The 17,094-nt window shown below is 42.4% G+C and carries 15 protein-coding genes and 1 other annotated feature; of the genes, 1 reads left to right on the plus strand and 14 read right to left on the minus strand.

Annotation, left to right across the window (positions count from 1 at the left end; translation table 11 throughout):
* Positions 1 to 512: 512 nt before the first annotated feature.
* From ACYQ4S_RS02760 to ACYQ4S_RS02785, 6 genes are all read right to left on the minus strand, one after another.
* Entirely contained in the window at positions 513 to 1,169 is a 657-nt protein-coding gene (locus ACYQ4S_RS02760) for an HAD family hydrolase (protein ID WP_459769229.1), read from the minus strand.
* Complete coding sequence (locus ACYQ4S_RS02765; RefSeq protein WP_346025497.1) at positions 1,166 to 3,817, minus strand: valine--tRNA ligase; 2,652 nt, start codon at positions 3,815 to 3,817, stop codon at positions 1,166 to 1,168. Before ACYQ4S_RS02765 ends, ACYQ4S_RS02760 begins: the two co-directional genes overlap by 4 nt.
* A gap of 51 nt (positions 3,818 to 3,868) precedes the next feature.
* Positions 3,869 to 4,107 (minus strand) — a binding site (T-box leader).
* A 17-nt stretch (positions 4,108 to 4,124) separates the two neighbouring features.
* Entirely contained in the window at positions 4,125 to 4,628 is a 504-nt protein-coding gene (locus tag ACYQ4S_RS02770; protein ID WP_459769231.1) for a thiol peroxidase, read from the minus strand.
* Positions 4,629 to 4,696: 68 nt separating this feature from the next.
* Entirely contained in the window at positions 4,697 to 5,914 is a 1,218-nt protein-coding gene (thiI, locus tag ACYQ4S_RS02775; protein WP_459769233.1) for a tRNA uracil 4-sulfurtransferase ThiI, read from the minus strand.
* Positions 5,915 to 5,924: 10 nt separating this feature from the next.
* Positions 5,925 to 7,061 carry a cysteine desulfurase family protein gene (locus ACYQ4S_RS02780; RefSeq protein ID WP_459769234.1) on the minus strand — a complete coding sequence of 379 codons (1,137 nt, stop codon included), beginning with the start codon at positions 7,059 to 7,061 and terminating at the stop codon, positions 5,925 to 5,927.
* Positions 7,062 to 7,210: 149 nt separating this feature from the next.
* Entirely contained in the window at positions 7,211 to 8,929 is a 1,719-nt protein-coding gene (locus ACYQ4S_RS02785; RefSeq protein WP_459769236.1) for a septation ring formation regulator EzrA, read from the minus strand.
* Positions 8,930 to 9,059: 130 nt separating this feature from the next.
* Between ACYQ4S_RS02785 and ACYQ4S_RS02790 the strand changes: the two genes are divergently transcribed.
* Positions 9,060 to 9,518, plus strand: coding sequence for a GAF domain-containing protein (locus ACYQ4S_RS02790; protein ID WP_459769238.1), 459 nt, complete (start codon positions 9,060 to 9,062; stop codon positions 9,516 to 9,518).
* 79 nt (positions 9,519 to 9,597) lie between these two features.
* Here the strand turns inward: ACYQ4S_RS02790 and rpsD are convergent, their stop codons facing one another.
* The 8 genes from rpsD to ACYQ4S_RS02830 form a co-directional block, all read right to left on the minus strand.
* Positions 9,598 to 10,203 (minus strand): 30S ribosomal protein S4, encoded by a 606-nt coding sequence (rpsD, locus tag ACYQ4S_RS02795; RefSeq protein WP_091478967.1) that lies wholly within the window; start codon positions 10,201 to 10,203, stop codon positions 9,598 to 9,600.
* Between the two features lie 311 nt (positions 10,204 to 10,514).
* Positions 10,515 to 11,648 (minus strand): baeRF6 domain-containing protein, encoded by a 1,134-nt coding sequence (locus ACYQ4S_RS02800; RefSeq protein WP_459769240.1) that lies wholly within the window; start codon positions 11,646 to 11,648, stop codon positions 10,515 to 10,517.
* A gap of 148 nt (positions 11,649 to 11,796) precedes the next feature.
* Positions 11,797 to 12,354 carry a sugar O-acetyltransferase gene (locus ACYQ4S_RS02805; RefSeq protein ID WP_459769242.1) on the minus strand — a complete coding sequence of 186 codons (558 nt, stop codon included), beginning with the start codon at positions 12,352 to 12,354 and terminating at the stop codon, positions 11,797 to 11,799.
* A 25-nt stretch (positions 12,355 to 12,379) separates the two neighbouring features.
* Positions 12,380 to 13,012 (minus strand): DUF1054 family protein, encoded by a 633-nt coding sequence (locus tag ACYQ4S_RS02810; RefSeq protein WP_459769244.1) that lies wholly within the window; start codon positions 13,010 to 13,012, stop codon positions 12,380 to 12,382.
* A 108-nt stretch (positions 13,013 to 13,120) separates the two neighbouring features.
* The gene (locus ACYQ4S_RS02815) at positions 13,121 to 14,128 is read right to left on the minus strand and encodes a siderophore ABC transporter substrate-binding protein (RefSeq protein ID WP_459769246.1); all 1,008 of its coding nucleotides are present in this window, start codon (positions 14,126 to 14,128) and stop codon (positions 13,121 to 13,123) included.
* A gap of 30 nt (positions 14,129 to 14,158) precedes the next feature.
* Entirely contained in the window at positions 14,159 to 14,920 is a 762-nt protein-coding gene (locus ACYQ4S_RS02820; protein WP_459769248.1) for an iron ABC transporter ATP-binding protein, read from the minus strand.
* 2 nt (positions 14,921 to 14,922) lie between these two features.
* Complete coding sequence (locus ACYQ4S_RS02825; RefSeq protein WP_459769249.1) at positions 14,923 to 15,879, minus strand: iron chelate uptake ABC transporter family permease subunit; 957 nt, start codon at positions 15,877 to 15,879, stop codon at positions 14,923 to 14,925.
* Positions 15,876 to 16,874: an ABC transporter permease gene (locus ACYQ4S_RS02830; RefSeq protein WP_459769251.1), complete on the minus strand. Its 999-nt coding sequence runs from the start codon at positions 16,872 to 16,874 to the stop codon at positions 15,876 to 15,878. Before ACYQ4S_RS02830 ends, ACYQ4S_RS02825 begins: the two co-directional genes overlap by 4 nt.
* Positions 16,875 to 17,094 lie beyond the last annotated feature (220 nt).

A 17,094-nucleotide genomic window follows, 5' to 3' on the forward strand; every position in this document is an offset into this window, starting at 1 on the left:
CCTTTGTAGCTTGCCAACCTTGTGGTTGTTTTCTGCGTTTGTCATAATGCCTAACCTCCAATCTTCAAAGTATTGATACTGTTCGGTCCTTCGGTACATTTTCCCTACTATGACCTCTGTTCCTGCGGTTACTCGTCACAAAAATATTGGCTGACTTCTCGCCATTCGTTGTTACTACTAAGCGCTGACGAGACCTCCCCGGGTAAGAACGACAACCTTCTGCTCATGTCACTGCTTCATTTACTCAATAGAATTCGGGCAGTATCGGACTTCACTTTGTCATGCAAGCTCATCCGTTCTATTAAGCCTTGATATGAAGTTTCTGTTCGTCAGTGCAAGCATTTGCGTCCGACTTCCTTCAGATTCCGCCTCACGGCGGACACCCTTGTCTTTCGCTAACAGTTCCTACTGCCAAGTCTGTAGTGGACTTTCACCACCAAGTTGTCGCCCATGCCGGGCGCACATGAAAAGAAGAGAAGCTGTCTTTAGCTCCTCTTCTATAACATTACCCATTAAATTAAAATGTCACTTTTTATCTTCGTTAGAACTTCATGAAGATCATGGCAGACGTCTAATGTTCGGCTGCGTATCTCATCATCAGGTTCGATAAGATCCGGTACCATTATAACTGGAAAGCCTGCTGCGTTAGCCGCTTTGATCCCGTTTACTGAATCTTCAAGAACTAAAATATTAGATAAATTTTCACCTGCCAGCGTACTGGCTTTGATGAATATCTCAGGGTGAGGTTTTGAATGCGTCACATCATCTCCTCCAACGACGCCGTCAAAGTAATCTGATACCTCAGCACTAACGAGAAGTGCCTTGACGACCTCTCTTTCAGAACTGGACGCGACCACCATTTTGTATTCATTACTTTTCAGATAATCGAGCAGATCGACCAGTCCTTTTTTCTTGACTGGAGGAGCCGCAAACAGGACATCTTTTAAATCCGCTGTACTGTCAGTGATGAATCGCTCGACTTTTTCCTTGTCAAATGACTGATACATCGCATTGAAAAAGTCTTTCTCGCTGGCACCAATATACTTTTCATAAAACGCATAGTCAAAGGGAAGGCCTATACGGTCAGCTGTCTTCTGGTTGGCTTTATAATAGAGGGGTTCAGTGTCGAACATCAGCCCGTCCATATCAAATATGATCAGTCTATTCATCGATTATCCTCTTCTATCTCTTTCATTTTCGCCAACTGTCGAGTGACAGAATCATATTTCTCCTGATACTCTCTCCCTTTAGCTCGCTCTTCTTCAACGATGCTGTCTGGAGCATTCTGAACGAATTTTTCATTAGCAAGTTTCTTCTCCACTCGAGTGATTTCACTCTGCCATTTAGACTGCTCTTTTTCCAGACGCTTGATTTCTTCTTTGAAGTCGACTAGTCCGGCAAGTGGGATGAATACTTCCGCGCCAGTTACTACAGCTACTTTCACTTCTTCCGGCACATCGACCAACTGTTCTATGACTAGCTGATCAGGGTTACAGAATCGTCTGATGAATGACTCATTTTTTTTAAGGAAAGTCTCTTCTTTGTCTCCTTTAGTTCTGATCAGCAAATCAATCGTTTTGGACAAAGGTCTGTCAGCCTCCGAACGAATCGTTCTGACAGCCCTAATCAGTTCGATCAACATGTCCATGTTTTCTACAGCATCCTGATCTTCGAATTCAGTGCGAGTCACAGGATATTCTGCAGTTACGATGGACTCTCCTGAGTGAGGGATATGAGACCATATTTCTTCAGTTACGAATGGCATGATCGGATGAAGCAGACGCAGGGTCTGGTCCAGAACATGTACAAGAACAGACTTGGCAGACTGCTTCTGTTCTTTCGTTCCCTGTGTCAGGACTTCCTTACTCATCTCTATATACCAGTCACAGTAATCATCCCAGATGAATTTATACAACTGACGGCCAGCTTCACCGAATTCAAACTTCTCAAACAGGTCGGTCACTTGTCTGACTGTCTCATTAAGACGAGCTAGGATCCATTTGTCTGCAATCGATTTTTCTAAAGTCAGATCGATTTCTTCAACTGAAAAGTTACCTAAATTCATGATGACATATCTGCTTGCATTCCATATCTTATTGATGAAGTTCCATGATGCATCCATCTTTTCATAACTGAAGCGGACATCCTGGCCAGGAGCAGATCCGTTGGAAAGGAACCATCTCAGTGCATCCGCACCATACTTGTCGATGACTTCCATAGGATCAATTCCGTTTCCTAAAGATTTACTCATCTTTCTGCCCTGCTCATCTCTTATCAGTCCATGCATGAGAACATGCTTGAACGGCGCTTTGCCTGTAAATTCAAGACTCTGGAAAATCATACGGCTGACCCAGAAGAAAATAATGTCATACCCTGTTACCAGCGTACTCGTCGGGAAGTATTTCTTAAAGTCGCTGCTTTCCACGTCAGGCCACCCCATAGTAGAAAAAGGCCAGAGGGCCGAACTGAACCAGGTATCCAGCACATCATTATCCTGCGTCCAGTTTTCCAGATCAGAGGGGGCTGACTCTCCAACGTAAACTTCACCTGTCTCATTGTGATACCAGGCCGGTATACGGTGTCCCCACCACAACTGTCTTGAAATAACCCAGTCGTGTACATTTTCCATCCAGCTATTGAATGTCTTCTCAAAACGTTCCGGTACGAAATTGACTTTATCTTCAGTCAGCTGGTTAGCCAGTGCTTTATCAGATAAGTGATCCATCTTCACAAACCATTGAGTTGACAGTCTCGGCTCGACAATGACACCTGTTCGTTCTGAGTGACCCACGCTGTGCTGCATGTCTTCAATCTTGATTAGATATCCTTCTTCTTTAAGATCACTGACTAGAGCTTTACGTGCTTCGAACCGGTCCATCCCTTCATATTTTCCTGCCAGACTGTTCATGGATCCATCATTGTTCATCACATTGATTTGTTTCAGATCATGTCGCTGACCGATTTCAAAATCATTCGGGTCATGGGCGGGAGTAATCTTGACTACTCCTGTACCAAATTCCATGTCGACATAGTCATCAGCGATGACATCCAGTTCCCTGTCTAATATAGGAAGTAGCACTTTCTTTCCAATCAGGTGCTGATACCTCTCATCATCTGGATGGACAGCTACAGCCGTATCTCCAAGCATTGTTTCCGGACGGGTCGTAGCAATTTCTACCGACTCCTCGCTGTCCACTATCGGATAGCTGATATGGTAGAAGGCACCATTGACTTCTTTGTGCTCGACTTCAATGTCTGATAAGGCCGTCTGCGCTTTAGGGTCCCAGTTGATGATGTACTCTCCACGATAGATAAGACCCTTATTATACAGATCAACAAATACTTTGTTTACTGCTTTATTCAGTCCTTCATCAAGCGTAAACCGTTCTCTTGAATAATCGACTGATATACCAACTTTTGCCCACTGATCACGGATATTAGCCGCATATTCTTCTTTCCAGTCCCATACTTTTTCAAGAAACTTCTCTCGACCCAGATCATGACGGGAAATGTTCTGCTCAGCCAGTTTCTCTTCTACTTTGGCCTGGGTTGCTATTCCGGCATGGTCCATCCCTGGAAGCCACAAGGTGTCATATCCCTGCATACGCTTTTGTCTAATTATGATATCCTGAAGCGTCGTATCCCATGCGTGGCCCAAGTGAAGTTTCCCTGTCACGTTCGGCGGCGGAATGACGATAGAATACGGTTCTGTTCCCTTCTCATTTGGCTTGAACAAATCTTTATCCAGCCATTCCTGATATTTTCCTGCTTCTACGGCAGTTGGATCGTATTTCGTTGACATGTTATTCTCTTCCATTTTATGCACCTCATTTATTTTAATTATCAAAAAAAGCACCCATCCTAATCAAACTAGGACGAATGCTTCGCGGTACCACCTATATTACTACAGCATATTCCGGTCGATCAAATATATGCTGTAATCTCTCTAGACAGTATTAATGGTCTGTCGTCCCATTTACGAGTACTATTTGGTTTCCCCGTAAAAGCTCCCAAGCTACTTCGTGATCGTCTTCATCAGGGATTTCCAGCTGACACCCATTCTCTGAGATGATTCGGATCATTACTCCTCTTGTTCTATGCTTTTATTTATTCTCTTGTCTGAATTAGTTCAGTTCTGCTTCTTCATGTCTTGCAGCTGACAAAGCTTCTTCATAGTTAGGATCTTCTGCCATTTCTTTCACCACTTCACGGTAGACGATCTGGCCGTTTCTATTGATGACAAAGACTGTCCGAGCCATTTTGTCAATAGCTTCGATGTAAAGACCATAATCTTTAGCAAATGACCGGTCACTGTCATGAAGAATATCTGAAGACAGCACTTTAGATTCTGCCCATTTGGTCTGCTGCTCTATAGTATTTGTCGATATGGAAATGATCCGTGTATTCTTCAGATCTTCAGCTTTATCATTGAAGGTATTCGTCTGTCTGGAACACGTGCTTGTTTCAATATCCGGAACCGTACTGATGATCAGCACATCTCCTTTGTAATCTGACAAGCTGACCGTTTCTTCATTCAGATTCTTAGCCGTAAAGGAAGGCGCATCGTCTCCTACTTGAGGGGGTTGAGCGTTTGTCTGGAATTTTTTACCTTTTAAAGTTACATCCATGTTTTTCCCTTCTTTCCTATCGTTTAAGTCTAGTGTACGTTTCATCAGAGCTGAATGCAACCAAAAGATCAGAAAAGCGAATCAAATGCATCTTCATTTGACTGCTCAGAATCGGAATGTTTACCGATCACCGTATCAACAATGCCGTCCAGTGCACGCTGCATCATCCCTTCGATATCCAGCTCCTCTTCCAGTTCCTTGACCTTGTGCAGTCTAGGCTTTGTTTTAGGACGTGTAGGGGCAAAGACCGTGCAGCAGTCTTCATAAGGCTGAACCGCCAGATCAAAGGTATCGATATCCTGTGCAATTTTAATGATGTCGTTCTTGTCCATTGAAATCAGTGGTCTGAGAACAGGAGTATTGGTCACTTCGTTTATAGCTCTCATGCTTTCTAGAGTCTGAGAAGCGACTTGCCCGAGCGACTCACCGTTGATTATCGCCAACCCGTTTCTGTGTTCTTTGATCGCATCAGTCAGCCTCAGCATCATTCGTCTGGTAATAGTCATTGAATACGTTTCGGGAATCACTTTCTTAATTTCTTCCTGAATTTCAGTAAAGGGAACTTCCAGGAAGGTGACGTCTCCGCCAAAACGTGCAATTTTGGCAGTGAGATCTTTAGCTTTCTGAAGAGCTTGCGGGCTAGTGTAAGGCGGACTGTGAAAATGAACAGCTTCTATAGACATGCCTCGTTTCATCGACAGATATCCCGCAACAGGTGAATCGATCCCCCCTGACAGCATAAGCATCCCTTTTCCACTTGTACCTACTGGAAGACCTCCTGCACCTGACAGAGTATCAACAGAGATGAAAATCCCGTCTTTTCGAACCTCTACCCTGACTGTAACATCCGGGTTCTTCATTTTCACTGATACTGGCTGAACAGCCTTTTCAACTTCAGCTCCAAGCAGACGGTTCATTTCATTCGTATCATATTCAAAATCATGGTCAGCTCTTCTGGTCATGATCTTGAAAGTCACATTCTCTCTGAACTGTTCCTTAACCAGATGAACCACGGCTTTCTTAGCTTCATCCAGCGTTTTATCAACTTTAACGACAGGTGAAAATGACTGGATTCCGAATACATCCTTAAGTTCGGTCATCACTGCATTGGCGTCTTCCTCGTTCAGATCAATATGCATCCTGTCCCTGTTCGAACTGATCTTGACTGTGCTGAACTGACGAAGTTGTGACCGAACATTTCTGTGCAGCTTCTTGATGAAAAATTTTCTGTTCTTTCCTTTTGTTGACAGCTCGCCATAGCGAACCAGAATTTCTGTAATCTGCATAACGCTCTCCTTAATTTATATCTTTCAACTGCTCATATATCAAATTGAACTGGTCTTTGAATTGCTGAACTTCATCATTCGTGTTTAAGTGACTCAAGCTTATTCTGACAGCTGATTCAGCTTCTTCTTTAGTGTAGCCCATATCCAGTACAGTCGGTGTTTTCGTCTTTCTCCTGCTGGAACAAGCGCTAGTCGTCGATACAATGATCCCATGCTTTTCCAGTGCGTGGACAATGACTTCCCCTCGAATCCGGTTCATTCCGAAACAAATAATATGAGGTGCACTCTCATCAGGGGTAAAGATGGTCACTTTCTCCAATTTTTTCAAATAATCAGTCAGTTCGTTTTTCAGTTCAGATAATCTTTTTCTTTTAACTGTTACGTCTTCTAACAGAAGTCTCAGAGCTTTAGCCATAGCAATATTCCCTGGTACATTTTCTGTCCCGCTTCGTTTTCCTTTTTCCTGGCCCCCACCACTCATCAGGGGAGCAAGTTTTCTGCCTTTTTTCAGATAAATGAAGCCGGTCCCCTTAGGCGCATGGAATTTATGTCCAGAAAAGACAGCGATATCGATTCTTGATCCAGCCAGGTCCAGATCAATTTTGCCGACTGCCTGTACAGCATCTACATGAAAGTGTATAGATGGATAAGTTTCAAGTATTTCTCCAATTTTCCTTAAAGGCTGTATGCTTCCCATCTCATTGTTGACAGCCATTATGGATACAAGAACCGTATCTTTTCTGATAGCCTGCTTTAGTTCATCCAAATCGATCTGACCTTTCTCATCTACAGAAAGGTACGTCACTTCCCAGCCCATTTGTTCCAGTTGCTCCAAGGATTTAATTACTGCTGGATGCTCGATAGCTGTAGAGATAATATGCTTCCCGTAAGCCATCTTTTCGATTGCTGTGCCTTTTATTGCCCAGTTGTCTCCTTCAGTACCACCGCTGGTAAAGACTATTTCTTCAGAATCGACCTGAAGCAGCTCGGCCACCTGAGCACGGGACCGTTTCAGCAGACTACTCGTCTCTTCGCCCATAACATGCAGACTGGACGGGTTACCGTAGTATCGTTTGCTTGCTTCCAGATAGGACTCGAGAACTGAGTCATTAATTTTAGTTGTAGCTGAATTGTCAAAGTATATCATGTCAAAACCTCTCTATGCCGTTCATATACAAACTTTTTCTATTATATCAAAATTTTTTGCTTCTTCAAGCCTTGGACTGGTGTATTACCCGCAGTATGGTAACCGTGAAAAAAGCCAGTACTAGACTGACTTTTCCCGTAAATTAGGTTTTAATCATACGATTTATCTTTTTTATACTCTTCGTATAGGGTCTGATATGCACCAGGCTCAATTGTTTCCAGTTTTTCTCTGACCATTTTAAGGGCAGTTTTATAATCATACTCATCGAGGAAGAGGGACTCACTGTATTTGATTGTCTCGATTACTTCTGGATGTTCGTCTTTATGTCTGTATAGGCGCTGGCTGGTCAGTTCTGTCAGGAGAGCTTCATCGACGATCGCGTCGGTCTGATACGCCAGTGATTCGATATCGTCTTCACACATTTTATGAAGAGATAGCACCTCTTTCAGATTTAGACGAGGTCTGGCGAGTTCCTTGGATAAAGCCTCCAGGTGATCTGTTGTATAGAAAAAGAGATCTAGAAAAGCTTTCGGCAGACCCGGAAGATGCTTGCTTTCAATGTAACGTTTCATTTCCCTTAATGCCATTTCCATTTCTTCAATATCAGTTTTGATCTGCAGCTCTTTCTCTCTATAAGAATAAAGCTGTTTCGACATTGTCTCATAAGTTCGGGACACGTTCTCCAACTGCTCGAAGCTCTTTTTAAGTAACCCTTCTGCAGTTGAGTACGGTATTTGTTCTTCTGAAAGCTCTGCTTCTACCTCACTGATCAGTTTGACTTGTTCTTTTAGGGCCTCTTTCAGGTCTTTATACTGATTCTCCTCATTCTGATAGAGGGTATAGCTCTGGTTGATCCGGTCAAGTTCAAAGCCCATTTCACGATTCTGCTCCTGAACGTACAATATGATCTTCTTTAGTTTCTTGATTAAAGTGTTTACCGATGCCTTGGATTCAATTTCAGTTTCCATAAGATCGTATAAGTCATTGATCTCTATTTCGACAGCTTCACTTTGAGAATCTGCTTTTTTAATATCCAGTTCCTCAACAAGAGATTTCAGTTCAATGATATCACTATGGAGCGTGTTTAACTTATTTTCCATTTCATTTGCTTCTGGAAAGAGATACCCTGTTTCAGTCAGAGTTCTGTACCCTTCGACTATCTCTTCTTTCTGTTTGATATAGGACGTGTTGATCGTCTTGATCAGTTCAGGGATACGACTCATTAGCTTTTCCATCGCTGACATATCTTTATCCAGTTTAGATACAATCAGCTTAGCTTCTTCGTGATCTCCTGATGCTGTCAGATCGGAAAACGAGGTGAACTTGGATTCAATGTCACCCAATTTGTCTTCGAGATTATTGATGCTGTCGCCAAAAGTAAAGCTGTTCGCCAGCAGTTCTTTTCTGATTTTATGGTACCTTTTCTTAATAGCATCGACTTTTTTCAGATTCGCTTCTTCACGCTGCAGCAATTCATCGATCGTACTGACTATCTGCTTGACATCTTCTTCAATAGCTTTCAGCGATTCATCTGCTCTTTTCTGATAGTCTGAAGCCTGCTTGAACCGGTAACGATCTGTGGCTTGTTCGGCATCAAATAAAAACGCCTCTACTTCCGGCAGTCTTTCATCATTGATCAAGTTCACCTTACTGACAGCCATTTCAGCTGATGCTTTAGATTGGCCACTAATTGCCATTCTTTCAAGCTTATCTGCTTTCTCATTAGGCAAATAACTGAATACGTCCTTTTTTTTGTGATCCAGTCGGTCGATATCAGTATAATGTGTTTTCTTGAGGTAATATGTACTGAAATACACTATCACTGCAAGTATGACGATGCTGATCGCTACGACAATTTCGATTGTCATTTTATTCCCTCCAGCAGTAGATACGAGAGTCTACCCTTATTCTCTTTTATATAGTATATCAAACTTAGATCAATTATGTTATACTAGCAAGCAAATTCTAAAAAAAACATAGCAGCGAAAGGAAAGAATCATGGGAAAAGAACTGAATTATATGATAAATAAGCAGCTTCAGGCTGTTCTGGCAGATGAGCCTAACCTGATAGCCAATCTCAGCAATGCATCTGCTCTGCTTTTTGATCACTTGACAGACGTAAACTGGGCTGGCTTCTACTTGTGGGACACAACTGATCAGGAACTCGTCCTGGGTCCTTTCCAGGGTAAAGTAGCTTGCGTTCGAATAAAGGACGGCAGCGGAGTATGCGGCACAGCCTTTAAGAACGAAGAAACAATTGTCGTTCCTGATGTTCATCAGTTTCCAGGTCATATTGCCTGTGATGCAGCCAGTGAGTCAGAAATTGTAGTTCCGCTTATCAAAAACGGTAGAAAAATCGGTGTCCTTGATATTGATGCGCCAATCAAGAATCGTTTCTCGCAAGACGACAAAAAAATGCTGGAAGAATTCTGTAATGTTCTCCTCGAAGCTCTTTAAACATGACGTGTTCAGTCAATCTAAAAAAGCCTTCTGTCGATTTAATGACAGAAGGCTTTTTAATACTGTTAATATCGGATTATCTGTTGTAGTACTCAACGATAAACGCTTCATCGATTTCAGCAGGCATTTCTTCACGTAGTGGTAGACGTGTAAGAGATCCTTCCAGCTTTTCGTCGTCGAAAGTAATGAAATCCGGACGACCAAAGATAGATTCAACTGATTCTTTGATGATTTTAAGGTCTTTAGATTTTTCACGAACACCGACTACATCTCCAACTGATACGTGGAATGATGGAATATCGACACGTTTGCCGTTTACAGTGATGTGACCGTGGTTTACAAGCTGACGAGCCTGACGACGAGTAGTCGCAAGACCAAGTCTGTAAACAACGTTATCTAGACGCTGTTCAAGCAACACCATGAAGTTGACACCGTGCTTACCTTCACGAATCTTACCTGCTTTAGTGAACAAGTTGAAGAATTGACGTTCGTTCAACCCGTACATGTAACGAAGTTTCTGTTTTTCTTTTAACTGCAGGCCGTATTCAGATAGTTTGATACGCGCAGTAGGTCCGTGCTGACCTGGTGCATATGGACGTCTTGCCAGTTCTTTTCCGCTACCGGTCAAAGATATGCCTAAACGTCTTGATTTTTTCCATGATGGTCCTGTATATCTTGCCATTTTGGGATTCCTCCATTTAAATTGTTGTCAGTTTTATTCAAAAACTGCAATGGAGTAAAATAACGAATGGAAGCTCAGTAATACGTGCAGTTTCTTTTCAACCTTCACCAATTGCAGCCGCTGGTTACACAATTGCGCTCATATGATTCACATGGCAAGAAACTGTTGACGCGGTTACCGCTTCCCGCTGCGATATTTTACACAAAGGTCAGTATACCGATAATAAGTCGGGAAGTCAAGGTGATTGGGACATTTAGATAAAATAAAAACCGGAGTCATTGGCCCCGGCTTTTACTCTTATTCTTTATGAATCAGAATCTTAAAGTTGCAGCAATACCTGTATCTGAAGGCATACTGGCTTTTTCCAGAACATAGACGTCTCCTTTAGTCTTGAGTACGTTATGAACAAGCTGGTTGACATACTTTTTAGTTTCTGTGCTTTCCTGGTACTGTCCGTTTTCATCAAGTTCACCTTGGACCTGGTAATCGTCTTCGATCAGAAGAACGTCGATTTTCCCTTGAATACTTGCCATTCCCAAGTCATTATACTGGGCTTCAAGTCGATATTCAGGTGTCGTTTCGTTAAATTTCTCAACGAGTTTCTTGTATCTGCGATTAATAATTTCATCCACCACTTCAGAAGTATGTGATTGAATCTCATTAAACGATAACTGCGATGGAGAAGCTTCAATACGTGTTTCGTCAAGGTATTCATTTTTTGACAAACGTTCAAAATCAGCTATATTTTTCGGCAGAGCGAACAGGACTAAAGGCAGTTCTGTCGGTTTGGAATAATGTTCATATACATACTTATCAACTTCACGGAAATAATTCTCCTGGTCGATCTCAACTTCATTGCTCTTCTCGTTATGTCCGTGAAAGACTCCACCACTGTTTCCTTCACTTCCATTATAAGATCCAACGTTGAGCTCTCCACCAGTCAGTTCGTCCCCTAAAGCTTTAGTCAGTGTGTCAGGGGCCTCTTCAGGCAGATCTATTTCCTGCAGTTTATTGCGTCTGCCGTTGTATAAACTGAATTTATCATGATTAAGGGCCAGCAGGTGATAGTAGCTCACGTACTGGAAATTGGCGATCAATGGTAAGATATATGGTTGTTCAGCTACTACTGTACCAGTGTGAATCGGCACACTTAAGCGGTAGTAGTAGACTTCGTCCGGGGTGACATAAAAGACGACACTTTGAGTCATCTGCCTCCAGAAATCTGAATGATCCACAAGTGGCTTCACTTTTTCGAGTAACGTATTGCAGTATTTCTCATCATACAACTCACAGAGTTTAGCTTTTGCCTCTTTCAGTAAATTCTGGAACTGAATCTGGTTCGCTTCTATTTCTACTGCATTCGATTCATTGTTCAGTGAGATCGAAACGACTACCTCGTACTCTTTAAACAGTTCGTCTGTCGGGAATGTTAAAAGTTCTTGCATATGCGTCACCTTCCATTCATTATTCTCTTCACTGAGAAGCATCTCAATAAAGAGTGCTATATGTACATCATAGCTAATACACTAAAAAATGTCTAAGAATATGCTGAGTATTCATACAAGTAAAAAAGGCCTATGAAGACTGGCCTTGTTAATTAACCGGTATGTTCTTAATGATACGGGCCGGCACTCCACCGATCACAACATTGTCAGGAAAGACGCCATTAACTACAGCTCCAGCAGCAACAACTACATTATTGCCCAGTTCAGAGCCGCCTACGATCGTCGCATCTGCTCCGATCCAGCAGTTATCCCCCACAGTCACTGGTCTCCCGAATTCATACCCTGAATTCCGTTCTGCTGGTAGTAGAGGATGTTCAGGTGTAACAATACTGACTCCCGGGCCCAGCATCGCATTCTTCCCAATGCGAATTGGGCAGACATCCAGAAACACACAGTTGAAATTGGCATAGAAATTTTCCTCTACATGTATATTATATCCATAATCTACACGCACAGTCGGTTCCACTTTAATAGTTTCACCAGTGGTTCCGAACAGATCCTTAATGATCCGCTTTCTCTCTTCATCAGTATCAGCTCTGTTGAAATCTTGAGCTCTATAGTGGCCTTTGCGTCTTCCTTTTATCAGTTCAGGATCAGATGGGTCATACATCTCTCCTGCTGTCATTTTCTCTTTCTCTGACTGCATATGACAAACTCCTTTATCCTTTAAGTTAGTTCTCGTTCTTCTGATGAACATCAAGCAGGCGGGAATAGATAGGCATAAGGTCATCGAGTGTTTTTTTATAGAAGTCAAACTGTGCGTCTTTATCCGACAACTCTATACTATCTTCACGCATGATCTTACCTATCATGAACTCTCCTTTTTTTACTTTAAGCAGTCTATTCAAGGAGGTTTCAATCGTTCCATTATCTGCTTTTATAAGATCAGGTTTAGTATGATCAGGTGAAATAACATACTCCGCTGATAGATGATCGAACAACTCCAGGTTTTCGAGAAGATGCTGACCCATTGCCTTCTCATGGACCGGGTTATCGATCAGTGACAGGAAGAGAAAAATATGATCGCTGTTGATTCCCAGCTGGATATGCGGATATTTTTTGTAACCGCGAGAGTTCCCTCCCAGAGCACTCCAGGTACTTTCCGGCGCATTAGAAGTTCTCCGTCTATGCTGGGCAATGTGAAAGCCTCCGTCAAATGCCGTCTGTGTATTCACATGGGCTTTGAATTCATCACCGAACGACTGGAAAACAGGCTGGATCTGTTCTCTGATCAGTGCCATCCTCTCATCCAGTCCATCGACTGAAAAAATACTGAAATGTTCTGGTTCGAAATAATTTTCCATAACAACCTCCTGATTTATCATTGCTTTATTAGTGTATCAAAAAAGGAGAAAGGATGCAGGATTAGTTCATCCCGATACCTTACCCCCTTATTTAAGTCGTGTGTCCAATTAATCTAGAGCTTGTCCTACTTCATCCATCATGATGCGGAATGTTCCTACGCCGCCTTCAGCGAGGTACCATGCAGCTGGTGACAGATAATAGATGGAATCAGACTGGAATGCGGATGTCTGCTGAATGACCGCATTTTCTTCTATTGGCTGAGAAGACGTATCGCCGCCTATTGCAGCAGTTCGGTCAATGACAAAGAGAAGATCCGGATCCATCTCGAGCACATATTCGAAGGAGATTTCCATGCCGTGATTTGCTTCTTCGATCCCTTCATCAACAGGTGTAAATCCAAAGGCATCATGAACCACACCGAATCGTGAACCCGGTCCATATGCTGAAAGTGAGCCTTCATTGTACATAGCCATCAAAGTCGTCAACTCTGACGCCTCTGCACGCTCTCTCAGCTCTTCAAGCTCAGTTTTAAGTTCTGACATGATGGCTTCTGCTTCATCTTCTAAACCAAAAATCATACCAAGACGGTCCAGATTGCTGTCTATTGAGTCAAAATAGGCTGTCGAGTCATTACTCAAATCGATCGTCGGAGCAATATCTTTCAGATCATCATAGGCCGAACTTGACCGACCAGCTACTATAATCAGATCAGGTTGAGCTGCATTTGTCACTTCCAGATCGATCTCAAAAAAGCTTCCGGCAACCTCAATATCTTCGTACTCAGATAAATGATCAGGAAGATTAGGAGAAGCTATCAGCACCACACGCTCTCCAAGACCTAGGGTAGACAGATTATCCAGCTGGCCGTTGTCAAACACAGCTATAGTCTGCGGATCAGCCGGTACCTCTACTGTATTGCCTGCAGCATCTTCAATCGTCACGACAGAAGGTGATTCTTCCGTTTCTTCCACGTTTTCTTCTGAACTGTCTTCTAACACAGTTTCTTCTCCGTCAGCTGCACTTGAATCCACATTCTCTTCTTGTGTGTCTCCGCATGCTGTTAAGGTCAGTGTACTCAGAATGAGTCCCCATCTTACTAAATCTGATTTCTTCATTGTCTCTTCTCCTATTCTTTGTTTTTAAATTTAATTAGTATAGTACAGACAATATTTAGTGCCGTTACTTTCAATAATCTTGACATCCATATCGTACAAGTCATCCAGTACAGGTTTAGTGATCATCTCGTCAACCGGTCCGGAAGCAAAAAGTCGGCCTTCTTTCATGGCGACAATATTGTCCGCATAACTTGCAGCAAAGTTGATGTCATGCACGACAGTTATGACTGTCTTTCCAAGTTCATCAACCAGGCGTCTGAGTGTTTTCATCATCTGGACCCCGTAACTCATATCGAGATTATTTAACGGTTCGTCCAGCAGGATATAATCTGTATCCTGACAGAGAACCATAGCGATCATCGCTCTCTGAAGCTGACCTCCTGACAGTGTATCGATATAACGGCTCTGTAAATCCACAAGCCCAAGATACTCCAAGGAATTGTTGATCATCTCATGACAATGCTGATTCAGCCGGCCTTTTGTATAAGGAAATCGCCCAAATGAGACGAGCTCTCTTACCGTGAGCCGGACATTCATCTGGTTGGTCTGTTTGAGTACAGACAGCCGTTTGGCAAAATCACCTTTCTTCCAGGTTTTTACCTCGTTTCCATCTATATAGATATGTCCGGTATCCTGAGGAATCAGTCTACTTACCATTTCGAGCAGCGTGCTCTTTCCTGCTCCGTTAGGTCCGATGCATGCAGTCATCTTACCCTTTTCGATCGGCAAGCTGACATTGTTCACTACAATTGTTTCGCCATAACGTTTTGTCACATTCTGGACTTCCATCATGATCAAACATTCCTTTCTTTAAATAGTATAAACAGGAAATAGATGCCCCCTACGAACTGAATAATTACACCTAATGTCGTTTGTAATCTGAAGACATGTTCAACCAGCAGCTGACCGGATAGTATGAATAATACCGAGATAAGGCTGCCTCCAATAAACAAGGTTGCATGTTTATATGTGTCGAACAGACGATAAGCAATATTAGCTCCGATAAACCCTAAGAAGGATACAGGACCTACTAGAGCAGTCGATACAGCTGTAAGGATACTTACCATGATGAACAGGATCAAGTAGTACTGGTCGATATTGATTCCAAGATTCAAGGCGTAGGCTCTTCCTAGATGAAGAACATCCAGGGTCCGGCTTTCTTTAAAGAGATAAATAAGTACAGGAACCGTTATGAGAACCGAGAAGCCGACGAGTGTCACATCTACTCTATTGAAACTGGCAATCGTTCGCGCAAACAGACTATCAAATTCATTTGGATCAATAATGATTTGAAGAAAATTAGTGAAGCTGCTAAAAAATGTTCCGAGGATCAGTCCTGTCATCAGCATAAGATAGATCTTCCCTGGGTATTTCTTGAAGAACAGCCAGAACATGCCCAGGCTCCCTCCAATCATCAGCAGCAGACTCAGGAAAAAATTGAGCTGGGGATGAGTGACCAGTAGATGGTTCATACCAAAAAAGAAGATGATGACTGTCTGAATCAGGATGTACATTGAATCCAGACCGATAATATTTGGTGTCAGTATAATATTCTGGGTCATGGTCTGAAAAACAATGGTCGCTATGGTAGACGAAAATCCTACGAGGAAAAATGGAACAATACGCTGGCTTCTCAGCCTAATTGCAAAGGACAGATTTCCTCTTGTGTTAAAGGTCAAGTATAGAAACAGAAACACCGAGATGCTGATCAGCAGCAGTGAGAAAAGCAGGTTTAATCGTTTTGTATTCATCTGGATTCCCCTCTAAGCAGTAAGTATAAGAAGAGCACACTTCCTACCACACCAATGACGACACTAATCGGTATTTCATATGGAAAGATGAGCGTACGTGATAAGACATCGGTGACCAGAAGAAACAGTGCACCAAAGCCTGCTGTAGGAAAAAGTATTTTCCCGAAGTGGTCACCTTTTTTCAAAGATATAAGATTTGGTACTACGATACCTACAAATGGAATACTTCCAACTGTCAGAATAATTGCTGAGGTTGCCAGTGCAACAATCGTCACGCCTGCGAGCTCTAAAAGCCCATAAGGTACGCCCAGTTCAATCGATACATCTTTTCCCAGTCCCATAATAGTGAAATAGTGCGCAAGTAAGTATATAAGAAACAGCAGCGGCACAGAAAGAAACAGCAGCGGCACAGAAAGAAACAGCAGCTGATAATTAGTAGAAGAGATAAGAGAAAAATTTCCTTGAAGCCATGAGGATGTATTTTGCACAACTTCATACTGGACAGCCAGGTATGTACTCAAGGAGTTGACTATATTTCCGAACATCAGCCCCACAAGAGGAATCATTACCGCATTTTTTATCTTGACAGAACGGACAAACAAGATAAAAGTAAAGGTGCCGATCAGTGAAAAGATAAATGCCAGAACAGTTTTTTGAGTCAGCGAATAATGTGAAAAGAAAATAATGGCTGTAACTATGCCTAACCGTGCACTCGCAAATGTTCCCGCAGTTGTAGGAGAAACGAATTTGTTTTGTGTCAGCTGCTGCATTAGTAGACCGGAAATGGCTAATGTACTGCCTGCCAGTATCAGGCTTATGGTTCTCGGCAGTCGGGTAGTCAGCAGAATCAGCCTTTGTGTATCGGTCAGACTGAATACGTTTCCGATGCTCAAATCATTTACGCCCGTAAAGATCGAGACTACTGTAAAAACAATCAGCAAGGCGATCATAATCCAATTAAACGGTTTCCGCCTTTCAATTTTGCTGCCTTCCATCTCATCCAGTCCTTTAACATTCAGTGGATTGTAGTATTTTTGTTCAGTAACTGAGAATGATTATCATTCTCTTTGAGAATTATATCGAATAATTTGAACAAATGCAAGCTTTCACAAAAAAATGACTGGAAACTAAATACTGGCTATCTGCCTGCCAACAAAAATGCCCGTTATATCACAAGGAGACGAAAATGTCTCACCTTGTGATATAACGGGTTTC

It is taken from the genome of Alkalibacterium sp. s-m-28, assembly GCF_054658175.1.